The organism is Mesorhizobium sp. M0062, assembly GCF_040323125.1.
GTDB lineage: Bacteria > Pseudomonadota > Alphaproteobacteria > Rhizobiales > Rhizobiaceae > Mesorhizobium.
In genome coordinates this window covers 29034-50129 of record NZ_JAMYUO010000018.1, presented here as the reverse complement: position 1 = coordinate 50129, position 21096 = coordinate 29034, and the positions used below count along the sequence as shown (strand labels likewise).

Sequence of the window (21096 nt, the reverse complement as noted above, 5' to 3'; positions counted from 1 at the left end):
CGATCGATCTGGCTTCGTTGCGACGGTGAAAGGGTTAGCATCGGATGACTGAAAACTCACCGGTTCCAGCCCTTTCGGTGCACGAAAATTTTCGGCTCGACGACCGCATCCGCGGCGTGCCTCCCGGCACAACCGGGCTTGACAGCAGCCTTGTCGCGGCCGAGCGCTGGCATCCCGCGGATGGACGCATGGCGCTTCCGGTGCTGACCCTCGACGAGGCGGCCTTCTCCGCCAATCGCGACCTGTTCCTGCGCTATGCGCGCGAACACAATGTTGAGATCGCTCCGCATGCCAAGACGCCGATGGCGCCCGATCTTACCCGGTCGCTGGTCGAGGCCGGCGCATGGGGCACGACGGTCGCCGACATCAGGCAAGCGACAGTGATGCTGAAGGCCGGCTTGACACGGCTGATCATCGCCAATGAGGTTGGAGGAGCCGGCGGCGCCAACCGGCTGGCCGTGCTTGCTGGTGCCTGGCCGGATGCCGAGCTCTATGTCTTTGCCGACTCGGTCGACGCCGTGAACGCGCTTGCCGAGGCTTGGCGCGCCAATGCGGCGCTGCCGCCGCTGCGCGTGCTGGTCGAACTTGGTGCGGGCAGGGCGGGCGCCCGCACCACCGCGCAAGCCGAGGCCATCGCCGATGCGATCACGGCTGCCGGCGGGCGGCTGCTGATCGCCGGCGTTGCGACCTATGAAGGGGCGGCGGCGCAACCCGAGCCCGGTCGCACCGATGAGGTGATATCCGGCCTGCTGGCAATGACCGCCGATATGTTCCTGCGGCTGCGTGCCCGCGTCGGCGGCGACGCACCGCTGATCGTCACGGCCGGCGGCTCCGCCTTCTTCGACCAGGCGGTCGCGGCGCTTGCACCCCTCGTTTCCAGCGACGGCAACGCAACGCTGGTGCTGCGCAGCGGCGCCATCTTCTTCCACGACCACGGCACCTATGACCGTTCGCTCGGCGCCCTCGATGCCCGCAAGGGTTTTGCCATAGGCGGCATCAGCGCTTCGGCGCGGCATTCCTTTCGCCCTGCGCTACGCCTGTGGGCCGAAGTGCTGTCGCGGCCGGAGCCAGGCCTTGCCATCTGCGGCATGGGCATGCGCGACGTGTCGTTCGACCAGGGCTTTCCAACGCCGCTCACCGTCTTTCGTGCCCGCAAGCCGCTGCCGATGCCGGCGGCGCGCGCCGAGGTGGTCAAGCTCAACGACCAGCATTCCTTCCTGTCGATTGCGCCGAGCGACGACATCGCCGTCGGCGACGTCGTCGAATTCGGCATCTCGCATCCCTGCACCTGCCTCGACCGTTATCGCGTGATCTTCGGCGTCGACGCGACCGGCCACGTCCGCCACGCTTTCCCCACCTGGTTCGGCTGACCAGATCCCCCAAAAAGAGAACCTCGAAAGGATCCGATATGATCAAGTATTTTCAGTCCGGCTCGCGCATGTCGCAGGCAGTCGTCTATGGCGGCCTCGTTCACATAGCCGGCCAGGTGGCCAACGATCGCAAGGCCGGCATCGAAGGCCAGACCAGCGACGTGCTGGCCAAAGTCGAGGCGCTGCTGGTCGAGGCCGGCAGCAGCAAGTCGAAGCTGGTGGCGGTCAACATCTTCCTGCCGCAGATCGGTGATTTCGAGGCCATGAACAGCATCTACGATGCCTGGGTCGATCCTGCCCGCCTGCCGGCGCGGGCCTGCGTCGAGGCGCGGCTTGCCGACCCTGATCTGCGCATCGAAATCACCGCCGTCGCGGCGGTCTGACCATGCACACCGGCCTCGCCCACACGCTCGATTTCGACCGCCACGGCAAGACGCTCAGCCATCTAAGCATTCCGTTCTCGATCGATCGCTCGCCCTACTTTCAGGTCAAGGTGCCGATCTGCCTCATCCGCAATGGCGACGGCCCGTCACTGCTTTTGATGGCCGGCAATCACGGCGACGAATATGAGGGCGAGCTGTCGCTGGCAAAACTGGCGCGCCGGCTCGATCCGAAGCGGATCAAGGGCCGCATCACCATCATGCCGATGGCCAACGCCCCTGCGGTGATGGCCGCCAAGCGCTGCTCGCCGCTCGACGGCGGCAATCTCAACCGGGCGTTTCCCGGCGATCCCTCGGGAACGCCGACAAGCCGGCTCGCGAATTTCCTTGAGACGGAGCTGTTTCCTCGTCACGACGTCGTCTTCGATATCCATTCGGGCGGCACGTCGATGGAGCATCTGCCGACCGCGCTGGTCGAACGCAACGCCGATCCCGAGCGCCACCGGCGTGGCGTCGAGCTGATGCGCACGCTCGGCATGCCCTACGGCTTTATCGCTGACAACGGCCAGGCCTCGCCGACCTCGATGGGCGCAGCGCGCCGCGCCGGCGCCATCGGCGTCAGCGGTGAGTTCGGCGGCGGTGGCACCGCAACGGTCGATTCGATGGCGATCACGGCCCGCGCGCTCGACCGTCTGATGATAGCAATGGGTGTGGTCGGCGCGCCGGTTCTTGGCGCTGGCGAAAAGCCTTCAGCGCCGACAAGGCTGCTGTCCCTGTCCAGGCACAGCCAGGGCCTCTATGCCACCCGCCGCGGCTGGTTCGAGCCCGCCGCCAGGCTCGGCGACAGTGTCACTTCAGGACAATTGGCCGGCTGGTACCACGATCTCGAGCGGCTCAATGTTGCCGAGGAGGCCCTGCATTTCGCCGAAAGCGGCTTGGTGCTGTCGCGCCGGCTGCACACGATGTGTGAGGCGGGCGACTGCCTAATGCAGGTCGCAGAGCCGGTCGACGGCTGAGCCAAAGGCAGAGGATATTCCATGCAGCAACTGTCCATGTGGACCTATCCCTGGGACATCCAGGATCTCGGCCTGGAGACGGTCGAACGTGATCTTGTCGAGCGCGCCGGGCTCAACATGATCAGCCTGGCGACATCCTATCATGCCGGGCGCTTCCTGCAGCCGCGCAGCCCGCGCCGCAAGGCCTATTTCCCTGAGGACGGCACCATCTATTTCAAGCCGACCGCTGCGCGCTGGGGAAGTCTAGCCATCCAGCCCAAGGTGGCTGACGTGATCGCTGAGGGCGGCGACGTGCTCGGTCAGCTTATCCGCAGGCGCGACGCAGGCGGGCTAGGCGTTTCGTGCTGGACGGTCTGCCTGCACAACACCCGCCTGGGCATGCTGCATCCGCAGGCCGTCACCCGCAACGCCTTCGGCGATGCCAACTACTACAATCTCTGCCCGTCCCATCCCGATGCGCGCGCCTATGTCCGCGCGCTGATCGCCGACATCTCGCACAGCTACCGGCCGGACCGGATAGAACTTGAAAGCCCGTCCTTCATGGGCTTTGCCCATGAATACCATCACGAGAAGGACGGTGTCGGGCTGACGCCGGAAGACGATTTTCTTTTGTCTCTGTGCTTCTGTCCGTCCTGCGTCGCCCGTGCGGCAAAAGCCGGCATCGATGCCGAGGCGGCGCGCAAGCTGACCAGGCAATGGATCGTCGAGACCTGCGAGCGTGCGGTGCCTGAGCGGCGCTTTCCCGATTTCCCCGCCTGCGGCCTCGACGCCTTTGCCCCGTGGCCGGAGCTCCATGCCTATCTCTTGTGGCGATTCGAGCCAGTGACCAGCCTGGTCGCCGAACTGCGCGAGGTAGCCGATCCCACGACGCGGGTCGTTATTATCGATCTGAAAGACGGCTGGCTTGGCGGTTGCGATCTGGCAGCGCTGGGCAAGGTCTGCGACGGGGCGATCCTGTGCGCCTACGACATGCAGGCCGGCGATGTCGCCAGCCTGATGGCGGCCGGCCGTGCGGCACTGGGCGCGGACAAATTCCTCGGCGCCGGCTACCGGCTGTTCTATCCGGAAATGGTCCGCCCCGACATCCTCGCGGCCAAGGTGAAGCCGGCGCTGGCGCCCGGTGTTGACGGCATCAATTTCTACAATTACGGCCTCATTCCAGCCGCGCGGCTCGACTGGATCCGCGCTGTTCGGCGGTCTTGAGCCAGCCGGCCAATGCTCGTCGGCCACGAGGCGTTGAGGCCGGATTCGCGCGCGAGCGCTGCCAGGTGAATCAAATCAGCGAAACCTGAAGCGATCCATGGTGTAATCCGGGTAGGCGTCCATCGTGTCGAACAGATCGAACAGGTCAGGGGTCTCCGCCAATATTCCTGACAGAACCAGCACCGTGGCCACGCCGGCAGCAAGTCCGCCGGCGATGTCGTGTTCGACACTGTCGCCGACGCAGACCACAGTGCCGCGGTCTGGATCGCCTGCCAGCGCTAGTGCGGCGCCGAATATGGCGGGGTAAGGCTTGCCGATACGCGTGACGCTACCACCGAGGTCCTCGTAGAGATCCGCCAGCCGGCCGGCGCCGAAGCGCGGCCCCACTGCCGTCAGCATGATCTTGTCAGGGTTGGTGCAGAAGCATGGCACCTGCCGCACCGCAGCCGGCGCAAGAAGTCGGCGATAGTGCTCAAGATCATAGCGGTCGCCCTCGCTGGCCGAAATCAGCACCAGCCCGGCATCGTCACCGTCCTTAGTCAATGCGAACGGCAGACCTTCGATCGCCGAGCGGTCATCGTCGCGGCTTATCAACAGGCATTTCGTGTTTGGCAGTAGCTTTCCGGATACCGCCATGTCGTGGAAGAACTCCCACGCGACCTCGCCGGAAGAAACAAAATGGTCCCAGCTTCCCGGTTCGAAGCCGAGCTTTAGCAGCCGGCTCTCGTTAGGCCCCGCCCGCTTGCCGGAGTTCGAGATCAGCACAATGGTCTTGCCGGCGCGCTTCAGCGCCGACAGTGCTTCCACTGCCCCTGGATAGGGGCTGGCGCCGTCATGCAGCACGCCGAACTGATCGAGCAGGAAAAAATCATAGCGCTCGGCCAGCTGGTTGACGCCGTTGAGGTGTTCGACTGTTTTCGCGCTCATAGAAGCCCCGCCGCGCTTGCGCCCATCAGCGCCAGCCGCGCTGTGCCGGCGGCGGCTTCGTCCGAAAGCGCCGGCAGGAAATCAACACCAAGTCTGCGCTGCCGGATCGCCGTCCAGGCGGCATTCGCCGCACCGCCGCCGACGCTTCTGACCGACGTCAGCTGCGGAGCGCCGAGCTCGGCGAGCCTGTCATAGCCGAGCGCCTCGATCGCGGCGATACCCTCCAACATGGCTTTCAGATAGTCGGCGTCCTCCACCGGTCGCGGCACAAGACGCGGCGGCAGTGCCGGATCGGCGATCGGAAAGCGTTCGCCTGCAGTGGCAAGAGGATAGTAGTCGAGGCCGGTCTCGGTCATCGGGTCGATCGCCATGCTCAGCTCGACGATGCGCGCCAGAGGGAAATGCTGTGTCAGCACCTTGCCGCCGGAGTTCGATGCGCCGCCCGCCAGCCAGACATCTCCAAGCCGATGGCTGTAGATGCCGAAGCGTGGCGCCGAGATAGGCCGGTCGGACAGGATCTTGACGGTCAACGACGACCCCAGCGCGGTGACGCCGTCGCCTATTGCCGCGGCACCTGTCGCCAGGAACGAGGCGCAGCCATCGGTCGTTCCGGCGACGACGGCGATTTCGCGCGGTAAGCCGAACATATCCGCGGCATCCGCGGTGAGTTTGCCGACGACATCGCCCGGCCTGGCGATACCGGGCAGCAACTCCATGCGCATTTCGGTGGCCGCAATCCAGTCCGGCCAGCAGCGGGCCGTGATGTCGTAACCGGTTTTCAAGGCATTGTTCTCGTCGCTGACATCGAAGCGACCGGAGAATTGTCCCGCGATCCAGTCCGCCTGATGCAGCACCGCGGCAACACCGGGCGTGCGCTGGAACCAGAGCGCCTTGGCGAGACCGGACGTCGCCCCAAGTGCGGCACTGGTCGCTGGGGCTTCGCGAGCGATCGCGACCAGAATGGCGTTGTCGGCGACCGTATCGTTGTACATCAGCGGCTCGGCCAGCGGCCGCCCGGCGCCGTCGACCGGCAGCAACGTACCTGAAGTGCCGTCAACAGCGATCGACCGGACCGCTGTTCGGTCGATGCCCGAAAGCAGTTCCGCCAGCGCTGCGCCGACCGCTGACCACCACACTGCAGGGTCGCGGGCATTCCGGCCAAACAACTCGAGCGAAACGGCGGAACGCGCGGCAATGGAAAAATCCGGACGCATGGCGACCGCGCGCGCGCCGGACGTGCCGATGTCGATGCCTATGGCAAGCGGCGTGTCAGCGGCTGGCGGCATTGAGTTTCTGGCGATACTTCTCGGCGTCCCAGTTGACCAGTTCATCGTTCTCGGCGGCGGTGAGGTAGTTCAGCCGCGCTGCAATGTCGATGCGTGCCGTCACGTCGGCAAGGCAGCGTTGCATGGCGTCGGCGCCCGCACTGGCATCGCCGCGCATCAGCACGCCCAGCCCGGGAAACAGGATCGCCACGGGGTTTGTACCGCACCGCTCGATGACGCGCGGCACATCCTCACCGGGCTTTGCCACCACCGACCCCCGACCCAGAAAGATGACGTGATCGGGGTAGAGGCTGCCCCCGGACGCCATGCGGCGGCTTTCGGGATCGATGGCGACCGCGTGCGCCTCGATTTCCGCCGGCAGCCTGTAACCGGTTTTCCCGGCCAGCGCCGCCAATCCCGCAACATCCGGTTCCGCCACTTGGCGCGCCGGCCGCGCCAGAAGCAGCGTGACGCGGCGCAGCAGCACTTCGGCCTCGGCGACGGTATCGGCCGCGACGACCAGCCCGTGATTGGCAAGGATCAGCACGTCGACCCCAGCCTGAAGCCGCTCGGCAATACCCTGGGCAAGCGGCAGGCCTGGCCGGAAATAAGGAACATACGCCCATTTGAGACCATCAAGGCGTCTGGCGGCTTCCACCTCGCAATTGGCCTGTACCGCCAGCGAAATGGTTTCGACGCAATGGACATGCAGGACGACGCGCTGCGGCATCAGCGCGTGAACGGTGGTTTCAATCGAAGGGCGCAGGCGCCGGGCGTTGAGCGTCTCGATGGCGAAGATCTGCGGCTGGTCGGCGGCGCTGTCGCGCTGTTCGACAGCCCTGAGCAGCGGCGCCATCGTCACCGGGACCATGATGTCTTCGGAGAGCGCATCCTTCAGCCATGTGCCGGAAGCCTTGATCCACAGCGTGTCGCCGGCTTTCAGCGAGGTGTTGCCGCCGGCGGCCTGGGTCAGATTTGGATTGCGCCCGATGCTGGCCGAAAGCGCCCGCAAAGCAGCCATTTCCTGCGCATCCGCATAGCTCGCCATGGCGCATTTCCTCTATCAGCTCCGTCAGCCTCGCAGCTTCGGATACCCGTCGTGGGATGTTGATGTGTATCGCAGATGCGAGCGACTTACGTCAATAGTGATCTAATGTCATCAAAGGTTCTTGCAATCGGAAAGATGTTGAGTAAGTTACGTCAAATGCCGTGGCAAAAACGGCTCCTGGGAGGAAAACGATTGAGCGACTCCGGCCGCCAGCGTCAGATCGTCGAGTTGCTGCGGGATCGCCCCTTCGCGTCGGTGCGCGAACTGCAGGAGCAGCTCGGCGTGTCGGCGGCGACGGTGCGGCGCGACATCGACAAGATCGACGAGGCCGGTGAAGCACGGAAGGTCTATGGTGGCATCTCGGCGCTCGACGGCGCTTCACAGGCGGGTGTTGCCTATGCCAGGCCCTATGACGAGAACCGCGACCTCGCGGTCGAGGCCAAGCGGCAGATCGCCGCTCTCGCGGCCACGATGGTGCGCGACGGCGATGCGGTCATCGTGCATGGCGGTTCGACCTGCTTCCACCTTGGGGTCAAGCTGGCTGAGCGCAGCATCCGTCTCTATACCAATTCGATGCCGCTCGCGGCCTATCTGAGCGACCACGGCCATTGCAGCCTGACCGTTGCCGGCGGCGATCTGCATCGTGAGCCGGGCATCATCCATTCACCGACCCAGGCGGAGCCGTTCTACGCATCGAAGTTCTTTCTCGGCGCGCAAGGCCTTGGCCAGGAGGGCGTGCTGGAATCGCACCCGCTGCTGGTCCGCTCCATCGCCGATCTCAGCCTGTGTGCCGACCAGATCGTGGTGCTGGCCGACAGCCGCAAACTGTCGATCCACGCCCGTAACATCGCGCTGCCCTTGTCGCGCATCGGCACGCTGGTGACCGATGACGGCCTGTCCGACGTCGACGCGCGCATGCTGGAAGACGCGGGCGTCATGGTGCGCATCGCTTCGGCTTCGGGAGCCATCCAGTGAAGATGGCCGTCCTCGATTTCGGCAAGACCAATTCGAAGCTGTTCGTCTTCGCTCAGGACGGGCGCATCGTCGACGAGCGCCGGACCCGGCCGAACTGGATGCGCAAAGATGGCTTCAGCGTGCTTGATGAGGCAGCACTTCACAGTTGGGCGGTTCGCGCCGTAAGCGAGGCCTCCGACGTCCATGGCGTACAGGGCGTGATGGTGTCGGGCCATGGCTGCACCTTTGCCCTGGTCGACGAGGCGGCGCTGACGCATCCGATACTCGATTATGAGCAAGAGCCGCCCGCTGATATTGCCGCGCAAATTGATCGCCTCGTTCCGGATTTCACCGAGACCTTCTCGCCGCGATTGCCGCTCGGCTTCAACTACGGTCGCCACATGCTGTGGCTACAGGCGGTGCAACCCGGTGCATTCACGGCCGCGAAATCGATCCTCGGCTATCCACAATACTGGAGCTGGCGGTTTGGCGGCCGGGCGGTCTCGGAAGTGTCCTATCTCGGCTGCCACTCGCATTTATGGGCGCCGCGCAAGCGCGACTTCAGTTCGCTGGTCGATATTGAGGGCTGGCGCGACCGGATGCCCGCTTTCGAGCGGGCGGGCTCGGTTGTCGGCGAGCAACGCCTCGGCGACAGGAAGCGGCGGATCGCCATCCACAATGGTGTCCATGACAGCAATGCCGCGCTCCATGCCTATCGCCGGCAGGAGCTTGGCCCGGTCACCGTCGTCTCGACCGGCACCTGGGTCGTCGTGCTTAATCCGGATTGCCTGCTCGACGCGCTCGATGGCCAGCGCGACATGCTGGTCAATGTCGATATCGACGGCGGCCCTGTGCCGACCATCCGCTTCATGGGCGGGCGCGAATTCGCCACGATCAGCGACGGCTGGCAAGGCGCGATCGCGCCGGCGGCAGTGCAGCGGGTGATCAACGCCGGCAGCATGGCGCTGCCGAGCTTCGCGCCGGGCGGACCAATGCCCGGCCGCGCCGGCAAATTGGTCGGCCGCATGCCAAGCGCCGAGGAACGCGCAGCCGTGGCGCTGCTCTACGTCGCGCTGATGGTCGACCTCTGCCTCGACCAGATCCATTCGGACAACACCGTGATCGTCGATGGCGGACTGAACGCTGGCGGCCTGCTCGCCGGGCTAGTGGCGCAACTGCGTCCCAGCCAGGCCTTCCTGCAAGGGGCCACACTGGAGGGCAGCGCCACCGGGGCGGCGGCGCTGGCCTTCGAGACCGTCGGCCGCGAATTTGCCGCGGAAGTGCCGGAGCCCGTGCGTGCCGCAAGCTTCACCGGACTTGCCCGATATCGCGACACATGGCGTGGCCTCATCGGCGAGCAGGGCATCCCCCGCGCGGCAGCGGGAGGCGCACGGTGATTGTCGCTGCTCAGGCCGAAGTCACGCGCCAGCCAGTGCTGGAAATGCGGCACATCTCGAAGACGTTCGGGTCAGTCCGCGCCTTGCAGGACGTGTCGCTGACCGTCCATTCCGGCGAAGTCCATGCGCTGATGGGTGAAAACGGTGCCGGCAAGTCGACTTTGATGAAGGTGCTGTCCGGCGCCTATCGGCCTGATGCCGGCGGCGAGATACTGATCGACGGCGTGCCGGTCGTCACCGGCGACCCGATCAAGGCGCGGGCTCACGGCATTGCGGTTATCTATCAGGAACTGTCGCTGGCGCCCAACCTGACGGTCGCGCAGAACATCTTCCTCGGCAATGAGCCGAGGCGTTTCGGCATCGTCGACCGCGACCAGTGCTACCGGCGCAGCAATGAGATCATCAAGCGTCTCGGCGTGTCCTTCTCCGCACGGGCTCAGGTTTCCAGCCTGTCGCTCGGCGAGCGTCAGCTGGTCGAAATCGCCCGCGCGCTTTCGACCAGCGCGCGCATCATCGTCATGGACGAGCCAACCACCTCGCTGACCTCGCGCGAGACCGACCGTCTCTTCGAGGTCATCGCGACGCTGAAGTCGCAAGGCATCGCCATCATCTACATCAGCCACCGCATGGAAGAGGTCTACCAGTTGGCCGACCGTGTCAGCGTGCTGCGCGACAGCGGCTATGTCGGCACACTCGAGCGCGCCGAGCTGAACGCCTCGCGCCTCGTCTCGATGATGGTTGGCCGCGACCTGTCCGCTTTTTACAGGAAGGATCATCGCCCGCCGGACAACAAGCGCGCGGTCGCCTTGTCGGTGCGCGGCATGGCGGACGGCAATCTCCTGAAGAACTGCTCCTTCGAACTGTACAAGGGCGAGGTGCTGGCTCTGGCTGGCCTTGTCGGCTCGGGCCGCACCGAACTCGCGCGACTGATCTTCGGTGCCGACAGACGCATCGCCGGCACGCTGGAACTCGACGGCAAGCCCGTAACCATCGGCTCGCCAAGCGAGGCACTGAATGCCGGCATCGCCTATCTCACCGAGGACCGCAAGGAGCTCGGCCTCTTTCTCGACATGTCGATCTCCGACAACATCAGCATGGGCGTGCTGGCCAGGGATGCGCGGCCCGGCGGCTTGCGCGATTTCAAAGCCGCCGAGAGACGTGCTGCCACTGCCGTTTCGGATCTCTCCATCCGCACCAGGTCGGTACAGGCCAATGCCGGTTCGCTGTCGGGCGGCAACCAGCAGAAAGTGTTGCTTGCCCGCCTGCTCGAGACCGAGCCGCAAGTGGTCATCCTGGATGAACCGACGCGCGGCGTCGATGTCGGAGCGAAGTCGGAAATCTACCGGCTGATCGACAATCTCGCCAAAAAGGGCATCGCCATCCTGATGATCTCCAGCGAACTGCCGGAGGTGATCGGCGTTGCCGACCGCGTGCTGGTAATGCGCGACGGCACGATTGCCGGCGAGGTTACGGCGTCCAAAGACCAGCCGCTGCGCCAGGAAGCAATCATGGAACTTGCAACGGGAGCGGCCAAGGGATGACCGACAAGGCGACCGAGATCAGTGGCCAGGTTGTCGGCAGGAGCCGGCGGTTGCGCACCGCCTTCGCCGCCCTTGGTATGCTGCCGATCCTGATCCTGCTGGCGGTCGGCTTTCAGTTGATGAACGCGCGCTTCTTCACCCAGACCAATTTGCTGATCGTCATGCAGCAATCGTCGATCAACATCGTGCTGGCAGCGGGCATGACCTTCGTCATCCTGACCGGCGGGATCGACCTGTCCGTTGGCTCGATACTTGCCGCCTCGGCGATGGTGGCGGTGATGGTGTCGCTGGTGCCTGATTGGGGACTGCTGGGCGTGCCGGCGGCCATTCTCGTCGGCCTCGGCTTCGGCGTCATCAACGGGCTGCTGATCGCCTATATCAGACTGCCGCCCTTCATCGTCACGCTGGGGTCGCTGACCGCTGTGCGCGGCGTCGCCCGCCTGCTCGGCCAAGACACCACGGTGTTCAACTCGGACCTGCCGTTCGACTTCATCGGCAACGGTACGCTGTTCGGCGTTCCCTGGCTGGTCATCATCGCCTTGTCGGTCGTGGTGCTGTCCTGGCTGGTGCTCAAGCGCACCGTGCTCGGCACCTGGATCTATGCCGTCGGCGGCAATGCCGAAGCGGCGCGGCTGACCGGCATCAAGGTGCCGCTGGTGCTGCTCTTTGTCTATGGCGTTTCCGGCCTGCTGGCCGGCCTTGGCGGCGCCATGTCAGCGGCCCGGCTTTATGCGGCCAACGGGCTGCAACTCGGCCAGTCCTACGAGTTGGATGCCATCGCCGCGGTCATTCTCGGCGGCACCAGCTTCGTCGGCGGCGTCGGCTCGATCTGGGGCACGCTGATCGGCGGCCTGATCATAGCGGTGCTCTCCAATGGGCTTATCTTGGCCGGTGTCTCGGACATCTGGCAGTACATCATCAAGGGATTGGTCATCATCGTGGCAGTCGCCCTCGACCGCTACAGGCTCCAGGCAGGAGCGAGAACGTGATTGACCTTGGTCGCCGGCGTAAACGACCGGTTTGTGTAACGCACCGTGAGAGGCGCGGGGCAATTGGAGGAAAGCAATGAAGACCATCGCTAAACTGCTCTGCGGCGTCGCACTCGCGGCTGCCGCCATCGCGCCCGCATCGGCCAAGGACCTCAACAAGGTCGGCATCTCGGTCGGCCTGCTCGGCAACCCCTTCTTCGTCGCCACCATCAAGGGCATCGAGGACGCGGCCAAGAAGATCAACCCGAAGGTCGAGGTGACGTCAGTGTCGGCCGACTACGACCTCAACAAGCAGGTCTCTCAGGTCGATTCCTTCATCGCCGCCGGCGTCGACGTCATCATGCTCAATGCGGTCGATGCCAAGGCGATCGGCCCGGCGGTGAAGAAGGCGCAAGCAGCGGGCATCGTCGTTGCCGCCTTCGACGTTTCGGCGCCAGGCGCCGACGTCACCGTGATGACCAACAACGTCAAGGCCGGCGAAGAGGCCTGCCAGTATCTGGTCGACCACACCGGCGGCAAGGGCGACTACGTTATCCTCAACGGCCCGGCGTCGTCGTCGATCCTGGAGCGGGTGAAGGGCTGCAAGGACGTCCTTGCAAAACACCCCGACATCAAGATCCTCTCCGACGACCAGAATGCCGAAGGCTCGCGCGACGGCGGCCTGAAGGTCTTCCAGTCGCTGCTCACCCGCTTCGACAAGATCGATGCGGTGTTTGCCATCAACGATCCGACGGCGATCGGCGCCCAGCTTGCGGCCAAGCAGCTCAATCGCTCGGAGTTCATCTTCACCGCAGTGGATGGCGCTCCCGATATCGAGAAGGAACTCGCTTCCGGCACCTCGATGATCAAGGCCTCGGCTTCGCAGGATCCCTACGTGATGGCTGGCCAGTCGCTGACGATGGCGGCTGAGCTGCTTGCCGGCAAGAAGCCGGCGGAGCCGACCGTGCTGCTCGACCCGAAGCTGATCACGGCCGAGAATCTGAAAGACTACAAGGGCTGGACCGCGGCCCGCTAAGCCTCCCAAGGCCGATGCGGCCGGGGCAACCCGGCCGCATCTCAATTCCAGAAACGGGAGACGATCATGTCGCGCATCGGTATTCATTCCTTCGTCTGGTCGGCGAGTTCGGAGCAAGGCGACCTCGAACGGACGCTGGGCAACACCAAGGAGGCCGGTTTCGACCTGATCGAGTTCTCCTATCTTGACCCCGCCAATGTCGACGTTGGCGGGTTGGCCAGGCGCATCGCCGACCTCAAGCTCGGCGTCGCGATCAGCATCGGCCTGCCGGCCGACGGCGACATTTCGAGTGCCGACAAGGCGGTTGCCGCGCGCGGCGTCAAGATCCTCAACGAGACGATCGCGCTCACCCGCGATCTCGGCGGCCAGAAGATTGGCGGCATCCTCAGTACCAGCCACGGCTTGCAGACGCAGGCGCCGACGCGCGATCAGTGGAACCGCAGCGCGGGGACACTTGCGAAGGTTGCGGAGACGGCCAAGGCCGCCGGCGTCACGCTCAATCTGGAGATCGTCAACCGCTTCGAAAGCAATCTTCTCAACACCGCTTCACAAGGCCTGGCCTTCATCGCGGACACCGGCTCCGACAACATCTTCCTGCATCTCGATACCTTCCACATGAACATCGAGGAGGCCGATGTCGGACTGGCTATCCGCCATGCCGCTGACAAGATCGGTTATGTCCATATCGGCGAGAGCCATCGCGGTTTCCTCGGCACCGGCAATATCGACTTTGCCGCCATCTTCGATGCGCTGACCGCAATCGGCTATAGGGACGACCTCAGCTTTGAATCCTTCTCGTCGAAGATCGTCGACGAGAACCTGTCACGGAAGACCGCGATCTGGCGCAATCTGTGGGCCGACAATATGGAACTGGCCCGGCATGCGCGCGCCTTCATCGCAATCGGGTTGGAGACGGCGCAGCGCAAGGCAGAGCTTGTCGCATCGAGACATCGTCCTTAGCAGGAGCGCGCTGCCAAAGCGCCGATGTTGTCGTTCATCCGGCCCGCGCCTTACGTGCAAGGAATCGACGTCGGAGGCGCTGAGTGTGGCGGAGACAGTCGAGCGGGGTGACGCTGACGAGAGCTTTCTGATTTTGGCCCACGAAACGCAATAAAATCAACATCTTCATACGCCCTCCGGGGCCATCCAATCCCCATACTGGACGGGGATGACATTTGACACAGCGCGGCGGAAAGAAGCAGGATGGCTGATAGAGTCGACATCGCATAATGATGTCACTATATAGCGGCGGCTTCGACCGTGTAGCTGTGGCAGTGTACCACGAAGCAGCAGAAAATGTGTTACGCGTTGTGATCCCTATTGTGATACAAATCGGCCGTCGACAGCAGGAAAAGATCGTAAGAACAACAGCATAGAGCCGATGCCGATCCCGGCCAACGCACCACTCTATCAAACAATCAGAACGTGCTCATTGAACCCTTCCCTTCATTCGGCTCTTCGGACCTCCGACAAGATCAACTTGCCGGGCGAAGCCGACTCGGTTCGAATGGCAGCATGCATCCTTTACCGGGTGCGGACGTTTACGGTTACCAACCGGCATAGCCGCCAGGGAAAAGCAGTATGAGTGAACATGCGATCGAGTTCTTGCGCGGATGGATCGGTGAAAAGGTCCACTGCCAGCACTCGCCGGTAAAGATCGAGAAGCAGGCCGAGACCCTCGCCAAGGAGTGCGCGGCCAAGGCCGCTGAGGTCGGCATTCCGCTGGAAGATATCCAGGAAGAAGTCGGCGACATCCAGGAACTGATCGCATCGCGGCTCGAAGAGGCGGCCGAGGCCGACCAGAGCAACGCGGCCAAGCCGTGACGCAACAGGCCTGGCGCCGCCAGGCCTTGTCCTCTATCCAAATCGATCTTTCAGCCAGGCCTTCGGCAGCGCCGGCACGAAATTGCCGTCGCGTCCGCTCATATCCTCATTGGCGACCATTGCATTGAGGATCGCCTCCTCTACGCCTTGCGCCACCGCATCGAAGAACGGATCGATATCGACGTCCGGGATGTAAGCGGCGTTTGCGGTTCGTCCCGACGGTGCAAGTGCTGCTTGCGGATTGGCGGTGGTGAAGGCCAGAAAAATGTCGCCCGAACTGTGGTAGCCGAAGCCGCCTGTCATGGCGATGCCGAGCGGCACGCGCTTTGCCAGCCGCTTCAGCTGGTGCGGCAGAAATGGCGCATCGGTGGCGACGATGGCGATGATCGAGCCCTTTTCGGCACGCGGCGTGCCTTCGCGCATCGCCGGCTCTACCAGATCGGGCCCGACGCGGGCGCCGCGCAGTGTGAAATTGCGCCGCTTGCCGAAATTCGCCTGCACGAATACGCCGACCGTATGCCTGATGCCCTGCCACTCGACGATGCGCGATGCCGTGCCCGAGCCGGCCTTGAAGCCAAAGGCAATCATGCCGGTGCCGCCGCCGACACTGCCTTCCTCGATCGCTCCACCGGCGGCACCGTCGAGCGCGGCTTCGACATCTTCGAAGCCGACGTGATGACCGTTGATGTCGTTGAGGAAACCATCATAGGTCTCCGCCGCAACCGGCAGGCCCCAGCCGCTTTCGAGCGCCGCCGGCAGCACGCGTTGCATCCAACGCAGCGTGCCGTCGCGGGTGACGCCGCAGGAATGCGTGTTGGTGATCGTGACCGGCAGGTTGAAGGCGCCGACTTCCTCGATAATGTGCGACCCCGTCAACTCGCCATTGCCGTTCTGGCTGAAGACACCGGCAAACACCGGCGTGGCGAGCTCAGCCAACGTCCGCGGCAGGATGGCGGTGACGCCGGTGCGCACCGGCCCCGTGCCAACCTCGAGCAGACCCTCGCCGGAAATCAGCGTCGCATAGCCGACCGATACGCCGGGCACATCGGTGATGGCGTTGAAGCCGCCCGGCGTGCCCTCGAAGGCAATGCCGAAAGCACGCGCGCGCGGCTTGCCCGCCGGCGTTTGAAGATGCGGGTCATGTTCGGTCATGCGGTCCTCTAAAAAAGCGAGCCCTGATTGCCCGGCTCTTTCGGTTTGCTGGCCGTCGGCTTTGCGGCGGGTTTGCTGGCCGCTGGTTTGGCAACGGCCTGCACCCGCTCGGCGTCGCCGGTCGCGACTGCATTTACGATGCCGTCGGCGAACTCCAGCTGCAGGCCAGCGCCCGGCGCCACATCAACTGCCAGTTTGATCACCGCGCCGTCGGCATCCTTGACCAGCGCGAAGCCGCGGGCCAGCACAGCCTTGTGCGACAGCGTTGCCATCAGCCTCTCGGATTGGACGATGCGGCCGCGCAGTCGCTCCAGCCTGAGCAGTACCGCTTGCGTGCCACGTCTCGTCAAAGCTGTCAGCAGATCCCTCTGCACGGTTTGCCGCCGTGCCGTTGGCTCGATCGTAATGCGGCCTTGCAGCAAAGCCAGTTGCTGCCTGTGCCGTTGCAGGGATGCTTTCGCACATTTTGGCAACTGATCCGCCGCACGATTCAACTCCGCGCGCCGGGCTCTCGCCAATGCGCGCAGCGCCCCTTGAGCGCGCAAAAGGTTGCGGCCGTTGGTGCGTCGCGCCTCGGCAATTCGCCGCGACAGCGTTGCCGGAGTGAGCTTCACGGCGAAGAACCGAGCTTGCTTTCTTTCGGTGGAGACCATCAGCCCCCGGCTAAGCCGGCTGGCCGCCTCGTCCAGCCGCCGTCGCGGCAGCGCCAGCAACTGGTCGGGTGAGGGCAGTGCCCGGGCGGCCGCACGCGAGGCCTGCCGCTTGCGTTCGAAATTGCGCAAGGTGGCTGCTTTGAGCCGTGCGCCAAGACTGGCTAGTGTCGCTTCGAGGTCCGCTTTCACCGGCACCGCGATCTCCGCCGCACCTGTCGGCGTGGGTGCCCGCATGTCGGCGACGAGATCGATCAAGGTCCAGTCGGTCTCGTGCCCTACGGCCGAAATCACCGGGATGCGCGAGGCGGCGACGGCGCGCGCCAGCCCTTCATCGTTGAACCCCCAGAGGTCCTCGAGGCTGCCGCCGCCGCGCGCCACGATCAGAAGGTCGGGCGGCACGATCGCTCCATCCCAGGCCAGCGCGTTGAAGCCGTTGACGGCCGCCGTCACTTCCGCCCCCGCCGTCTCGCCCTGCACTCTTACCGGCCAGACCAGCACATGCAGCGGAAAGCGGTCCTTGATGCGATGGATGATGTCACGGATCACCGATCCGGTCGGCGAGGTGACGACGCCGATGGTGCGCGGCATGAACGGCAGCCGCCGCTTGCGGCCGGCGTCGAACAGCCCTTCGGCCTGCAGTCGCCGCTTGCGCTCTTCCAAAAGCGCCATCAGCGCCCCGGCGCCCGCCGGCTCGAGATTGTCGATGACGATCTGGTAGTTGGATTTGCCGGGATAGGTGGTGAGTTTGCCGGTGGCGATCACCTCCATCCCCTCTTCGGGGCGGAATTTCAGCCGGCCCATCGTGCCTTTCCAGACCACCGCGTCAAGCCGCGCGCGGTCGTCCTTCAGCGTGAAATAGGCATGGCCGGAAGAGTGGGGCCCGCGATAGCCGGAAATTTCGCCGCGCACCCGCACATGGCCGAAGACATCCTCGACCGTACGCTTCAGCGCGCCGGAAATCTCGCTCACCGTGTATTCGGTGGCATTGGTTCGTGATTCGGATTCTGCGTCGCTCATCGGCCGATTGAGCGGCTGTTGTCGCTCCGCGTCAAGATTCCATAACTTGATCTTAAGCCTGGCCTGATTGACTCTGGGCCAAGGAGGACGCATGAGCGCCCGCAAACAACGCAGCCCGTTGACGTTCCAGGTCACCCTGACGGTGCTGACGCTTGCCGTTTTTGCACTGGCCATCGTTGTCGGCTTCGGCCTTTACGCCACCATGCAGGCCGACCGGGTCTCGCTCGAGCGGGAGAAGGTTTTCCTTGCCAACGGCCTGCAGGACCAGATCGCCGCGGTAAAGCGCGAGCAGGAAAGCGTCGCCGTCTGGGATGATTCCGTTATAAACGCCAAGGCCGGCAACCAGACCTGGATGGCCGAGAATTTCAGCGTCTGGATGTACTCGTATTACGGCCACAACCGGGTCTATGTGCTGGACAACGCCAACCGGCCGGTCCACGCCATGCGCGAAGGCAAGGTCGTGTCGCCTGCCGTCTTTGGCGAGGACGAACCCGCTTTGCGGCCGACCATCGCCAGGTTGCGCCAGATGATGAGCAAGGACGCAAGCCAGGCCGGCGCAAAATTCGTTGCCGACGATCTGGTCTCGCTTGGCGGTCAGCCTGCCATACTCAGCGTCATGCCTCTGGTGCCGAGTTCGGATCGCGTCACCCAGGCATCCGGCAGCGAATATCTGCATGTCTCCATAGAGTTCATCAACGACGCGGTGATCGGCAAGATCGCGCAGAAATATCTGCTGGCGGGGGCGCATCTCCTGCCGATGGCTCAGCCGCTTGGCTCGGCTGCCATTCCGCTTATCGACAAACAGGGTGTCATCCTCGGCTATATTGCCTGGGACCAGGAACGGCCCGGCCTGACGCTGGTGGGCAAGGCCAGCCCGGCCCTGGCTCTGGCCGCGCTGGTTGCGGCGAGCGTGCTCGCCTTTCTGCTCCGGCGTCTGCGCCGTGCGTCATCGGCGCTGCAGACCAGCCAGGCCCAGGCGCAATATCTCGCCTTTCACGACACGCTCACCGGCCTGCCCAACCGGGCACTGTTCGAGGACAGGCTGCGGCGTGCCTTGCTTACCTCCGGCAATGAAAGCAAGGTCGCGCTGCTTTATCTCGATCTAGATCGCTTCAAGCATGTCAACGACACGCTTGGTCACCCGGCAGGCGACGAACTCGTGCGCCAGACGGCGGCCAGGCTTCAGCATACGGTTCGCGACGTCGACACGGTGGCAAGACTGGGTGGCGACGAATTCGCGGTGATCCTGATCGATGTCCGCGACGTAAGGAACGCAGAGGATATTTCCGAGAGGGTGCTGCAGAAACTGCAGGAGCCGTTCAAGCTGATGGACGATCAGGTCTTTATCAGCGCCAGCATCGGCATAGCCTTGTCGACAGGCCCTGATGCCGACGCAGACGATCTGCTGCGCAAGGCCGACATCGCGCTCTACGAAGCCAAGAAGAACGGCCGTGGCCGCTACCAGGTCTTCGCCGGCGACATGGACGACCTTTTGCTGCGCAAGCGCAAGGTCGAGAGCGAGCTGCGCAGCGCGCTGAATGGCGGCACCGGTATCAAGCTCGCCTACCAGCCGGTCTTTGCCAGCGACGGCAAGACCATTGTCGGCGCCGAGGCGCTGATCCGCTGGGCGCATGAGGTCCATGGCGCACTGCCGGCGGCGCAGTTCATCGCCATCGCCGAGGAACGCGGCATGATCGGGCAGCTCGGCGCATGGGCCCTGCTGGAAGCCTGCCGCTTCGCCGTGAAGACCAAACTGCCGTGGCTCGCCGTCAATGTCTCGCCGCTGCAATTGCGCGACGCCGGCTTTGCCGAAGAGGTTGCCTCGATCCTCGCCGAAACCGGACTGGCGCCGAAGCGCCTGCAGCTCGAAATCACCGAAAACGTTCTCCTGGAAAACAACGACACCACCAGAGCGGCTCTGGCAGCCTTGCGCCAGTCGGGCGTCGGCATTGTGCTCGACGATTTCGGCACCGGCTATTCGTCGCTGAGCTATCTGCGCCGCCATGCCATCGACAAGCTCAAGATCGACCGCTCCTTCGTGCGGCTTCTCGACGGCGACGGCAATTCGGGCGCCATCGTCAAGGCGCTGATCGATCTCGCCGGCGCGCTCAAGGTCGAGGTCACCGCCGAGGGCGTAGAGACCGAGGTGCAAAAGGCGCTGCTGGTCGCCATGGGCTGCCAGCAGCTGCAGGGCTACCTCTTGTCGCCGCCGCTGGAGCCGGCGCAATTGGTGGCGCTGCCCGGCCTGTCGTCGGCCAACGCAACGACGGAGGCGGCAGCGTCGGCCTGATCGTTCCTACCAGCCAGGCAGGATCTGGTTCGGCTTGCTCCGCTTCATCTTGGCGAAGGCGAGCGAGGCGAAATCGAAGCTTCCCGTTTCTTCGCCGAGCGGCACGGAAATATTGTCGAGGCTTTCCGAGATGTGCCGGGCCAGCGCGTCGACGATTTCGGGACGCGAGGTCTGGCCGCGCATGATGCCGATGCGGCAGTCGGGCAGGGCGCCAAAACCGTCGGCTTCGCCCAGCACTCGCATGCCGGGCCGCAGCGCGCATTCCGGCAGCACCGAGATCGCCAGCCCCGACAGCACCGCGGCGGTGATGACGGTGGCCGAGAAGCTGGTGAACAGGATTCGATAGTCGCGGTTTTGCCGGTCGAGCACATCGACGGCGGCGCGCCGCCAGATGCAGTTCGGCCGGCCGAAGGCCATCGGCAGCACTTCCTGTTCGTGCGTGGCATGGTTGGCCGAGGTCACCCATAGCAGCGGCTCGCGCCGCACCACTTCCGACTGGCCGCGCGTATCGTTGTGCGTCACCAGCGCAAGATCGAGATTGCCGCGCTTGATATGCTCGACCAAGCCTGGCGTAGGCTCGCAGATGACGGTCAGTTCGACGCGCGGGTTTGACCGTGTGAAGCGTGCCATGATTTCGGGCAGGAACCGGTCGGCATAGTCGTCGGGGGTGCCGATGCGGATGGTGCCTTCGAGCCGCTGGTCATCGAAGGCGGCCAGCGTTTCGCGGTTGAGATAGAGCAGGCGGCGCGCGTAGGAGAGCAGCTTGTCGCCTTCCTCGGTCAGCCTGTTGGTGCGGCCGTCCTTTTCGAACAGCGGCTTGCCGATCCGCTCTTCCAGCCGGCGCATCTGCATCGACACCGCCGATTGCGTGCGCAGCACTTCCTCGGCCGCGCGGGTAAAGCTGCCGGTATCGGCAATCGAGATGAAGGTCTGCAACTGGTCGAGATCGAGTGGCGCTTTCATCGGTCCAATCCATCACTAGCGTTGATGCTAAAGATTAGAAACATTCGTTGGATTAATCAATCGGTGCGTGGCAAATTCACATTGTCCACATG

The 21096-nt window shown here is 64.3% G+C and carries 18 protein-coding genes; 12 read left to right on the top strand and 6 right to left on the bottom strand.

The features are described from left to right. The first annotated feature begins 44 nt into the window (after nucleotides 1–44). From NKJ64_RS20615 to NKJ64_RS20600, 4 genes are read left to right on the top strand one after another with little or no spacing between them, the layout of a single operon-like run. A complete protein-coding gene (locus tag NKJ64_RS20615) occupies nucleotides 45–1370 on the top strand; it encodes an alanine racemase (RefSeq protein WP_352463240.1) in 1326 nt (441 codons plus the stop codon). A 38-nt stretch (nucleotides 1371–1408) separates the two neighbouring features. Beyond that, nucleotides 1409–1753: a RidA family protein gene (locus NKJ64_RS20610; RefSeq protein ID WP_023804501.1), complete on the top strand. Its 345-nt coding sequence runs from the start codon at nucleotides 1409–1411 to the stop codon at nucleotides 1751–1753. A gap of 2 nt (nucleotides 1754–1755) precedes the next feature. Then, the gene (locus NKJ64_RS20605; protein ID WP_023827910.1) at nucleotides 1756–2766 is read left to right on the top strand and encodes a succinylglutamate desuccinylase/aspartoacylase family protein; all 1011 of its coding nucleotides are present in this window, start codon (nucleotides 1756–1758) and stop codon (nucleotides 2764–2766) included. 21 nt (nucleotides 2767–2787) lie between these two features. After that, nucleotides 2788–3969, top strand: coding sequence for a hypothetical protein (locus NKJ64_RS20600; protein WP_031194650.1), 1182 nt, complete (start codon nucleotides 2788–2790; stop codon nucleotides 3967–3969). Between the two features lie 75 nt (nucleotides 3970–4044). Here the strand turns inward: NKJ64_RS20600 and NKJ64_RS20595 are convergent, their stop codons facing one another. The 3 genes from NKJ64_RS20595 to NKJ64_RS20585 are packed head-to-tail and all read right to left on the bottom strand — an operon-like array spanning nucleotide 4045 to nucleotide 7209. Further along, nucleotides 4045–4896 (bottom strand): TIGR01459 family HAD-type hydrolase, encoded by an 852-nt coding sequence (locus tag NKJ64_RS20595; RefSeq protein ID WP_023732354.1) that lies wholly within the window; start codon nucleotides 4894–4896, stop codon nucleotides 4045–4047. Continuing rightward, the gene (locus tag NKJ64_RS20590) at nucleotides 4893–6182 is read right to left on the bottom strand and encodes an FGGY-family carbohydrate kinase (protein WP_023723356.1); all 1290 of its coding nucleotides are present in this window, start codon (nucleotides 6180–6182) and stop codon (nucleotides 4893–4895) included. The genes NKJ64_RS20595 and NKJ64_RS20590 overlap by 4 nt, the downstream gene beginning before the upstream one ends. Then, nucleotides 6166–7209, bottom strand: coding sequence for a class II aldolase/adducin family protein (locus NKJ64_RS20585; protein WP_023827911.1), 1044 nt, complete (start codon nucleotides 7207–7209; stop codon nucleotides 6166–6168). The genes NKJ64_RS20590 and NKJ64_RS20585 overlap by 17 nt, the downstream gene beginning before the upstream one ends. A 192-nt stretch (nucleotides 7210–7401) precedes the next feature. Here NKJ64_RS20585 and NKJ64_RS20580 point away from each other — a divergent pair, with 192 nt between their 5' ends. The 7 genes from NKJ64_RS20580 to NKJ64_RS20550 all read left to right on the top strand — a co-directional run bounded on the left by NKJ64_RS20580 (nucleotide 7402) and on the right by NKJ64_RS20550 (nucleotide 14929). Further along, nucleotides 7402–8184 (top strand): DeoR/GlpR family DNA-binding transcription regulator, encoded by a 783-nt coding sequence (locus NKJ64_RS20580; protein WP_023701285.1) that lies wholly within the window; start codon nucleotides 7402–7404, stop codon nucleotides 8182–8184. Further along, nucleotides 8181–9560, top strand: a complete 1380-nt coding sequence (locus NKJ64_RS20575) for an FGGY-family carbohydrate kinase (protein WP_023827912.1) — start codon at nucleotides 8181–8183, stop codon at nucleotides 9558–9560. Before NKJ64_RS20580 ends, NKJ64_RS20575 begins: the two co-directional genes overlap by 4 nt. 44 nt (nucleotides 9561–9604) lie before the next feature. Further along, nucleotides 9605–11101, top strand: coding sequence for a sugar ABC transporter ATP-binding protein (locus NKJ64_RS20570; RefSeq protein ID WP_352463253.1), 1497 nt, complete (start codon nucleotides 9605–9607; stop codon nucleotides 11099–11101). Further along, nucleotides 11098–12090, top strand: a complete 993-nt coding sequence (locus tag NKJ64_RS20565; RefSeq protein ID WP_023738261.1) for an ABC transporter permease subunit — start codon at nucleotides 11098–11100, stop codon at nucleotides 12088–12090. Before NKJ64_RS20570 ends, NKJ64_RS20565 begins: the two co-directional genes overlap by 4 nt. Before the next feature lie 76 nt (nucleotides 12091–12166). Continuing rightward, nucleotides 12167–13105 (top strand): ABC transporter substrate-binding protein, encoded by a 939-nt coding sequence (locus NKJ64_RS20560; RefSeq protein ID WP_023670567.1) that lies wholly within the window; start codon nucleotides 12167–12169, stop codon nucleotides 13103–13105. A gap of 66 nt (nucleotides 13106–13171) precedes the next feature. Then, complete coding sequence (locus NKJ64_RS20555) at nucleotides 13172–14065, top strand: sugar phosphate isomerase/epimerase family protein (RefSeq protein ID WP_352463239.1); 894 nt, start codon at nucleotides 13172–13174, stop codon at nucleotides 14063–14065. Between the two features lie 621 nt (nucleotides 14066–14686). Continuing rightward, nucleotides 14687–14929, top strand: coding sequence for a DUF768 domain-containing protein (locus NKJ64_RS20550; protein WP_023670565.1), 243 nt, complete (start codon nucleotides 14687–14689; stop codon nucleotides 14927–14929). 33 nt (nucleotides 14930–14962) lie between these two features. Here NKJ64_RS20550 and NKJ64_RS20545 read toward each other — a convergent pair whose 3' ends face one another. Further along, nucleotides 14963–16081, bottom strand: a complete 1119-nt coding sequence (locus NKJ64_RS20545; protein ID WP_352463238.1) for a DmpA family aminopeptidase — start codon at nucleotides 16079–16081, stop codon at nucleotides 14963–14965. 8 nt (nucleotides 16082–16089) lie between these two features. Beyond that, nucleotides 16090–17751: an exodeoxyribonuclease VII large subunit gene (gene xseA, locus NKJ64_RS20540; protein WP_352463237.1), complete on the bottom strand. Its 1662-nt coding sequence runs from the start codon at nucleotides 17749–17751 to the stop codon at nucleotides 16090–16092. 91 nt (nucleotides 17752–17842) lie between these two features. Between xseA and NKJ64_RS20535 the strand changes: the two genes are divergently transcribed. Further along, complete coding sequence (locus tag NKJ64_RS20535; RefSeq protein WP_023723354.1) at nucleotides 17843–20041, top strand: bifunctional diguanylate cyclase/phosphodiesterase; 2199 nt, start codon at nucleotides 17843–17845, stop codon at nucleotides 20039–20041. 6 nt (nucleotides 20042–20047) lie between these two features. Here NKJ64_RS20535 and NKJ64_RS20530 read toward each other — a convergent pair whose 3' ends face one another. Next, nucleotides 20048–21004 (bottom strand): LysR substrate-binding domain-containing protein, encoded by a 957-nt coding sequence (locus NKJ64_RS20530; protein ID WP_023695095.1) that lies wholly within the window; start codon nucleotides 21002–21004, stop codon nucleotides 20048–20050. Nucleotides 21005–21096: the final 92 nt, after the last annotated feature.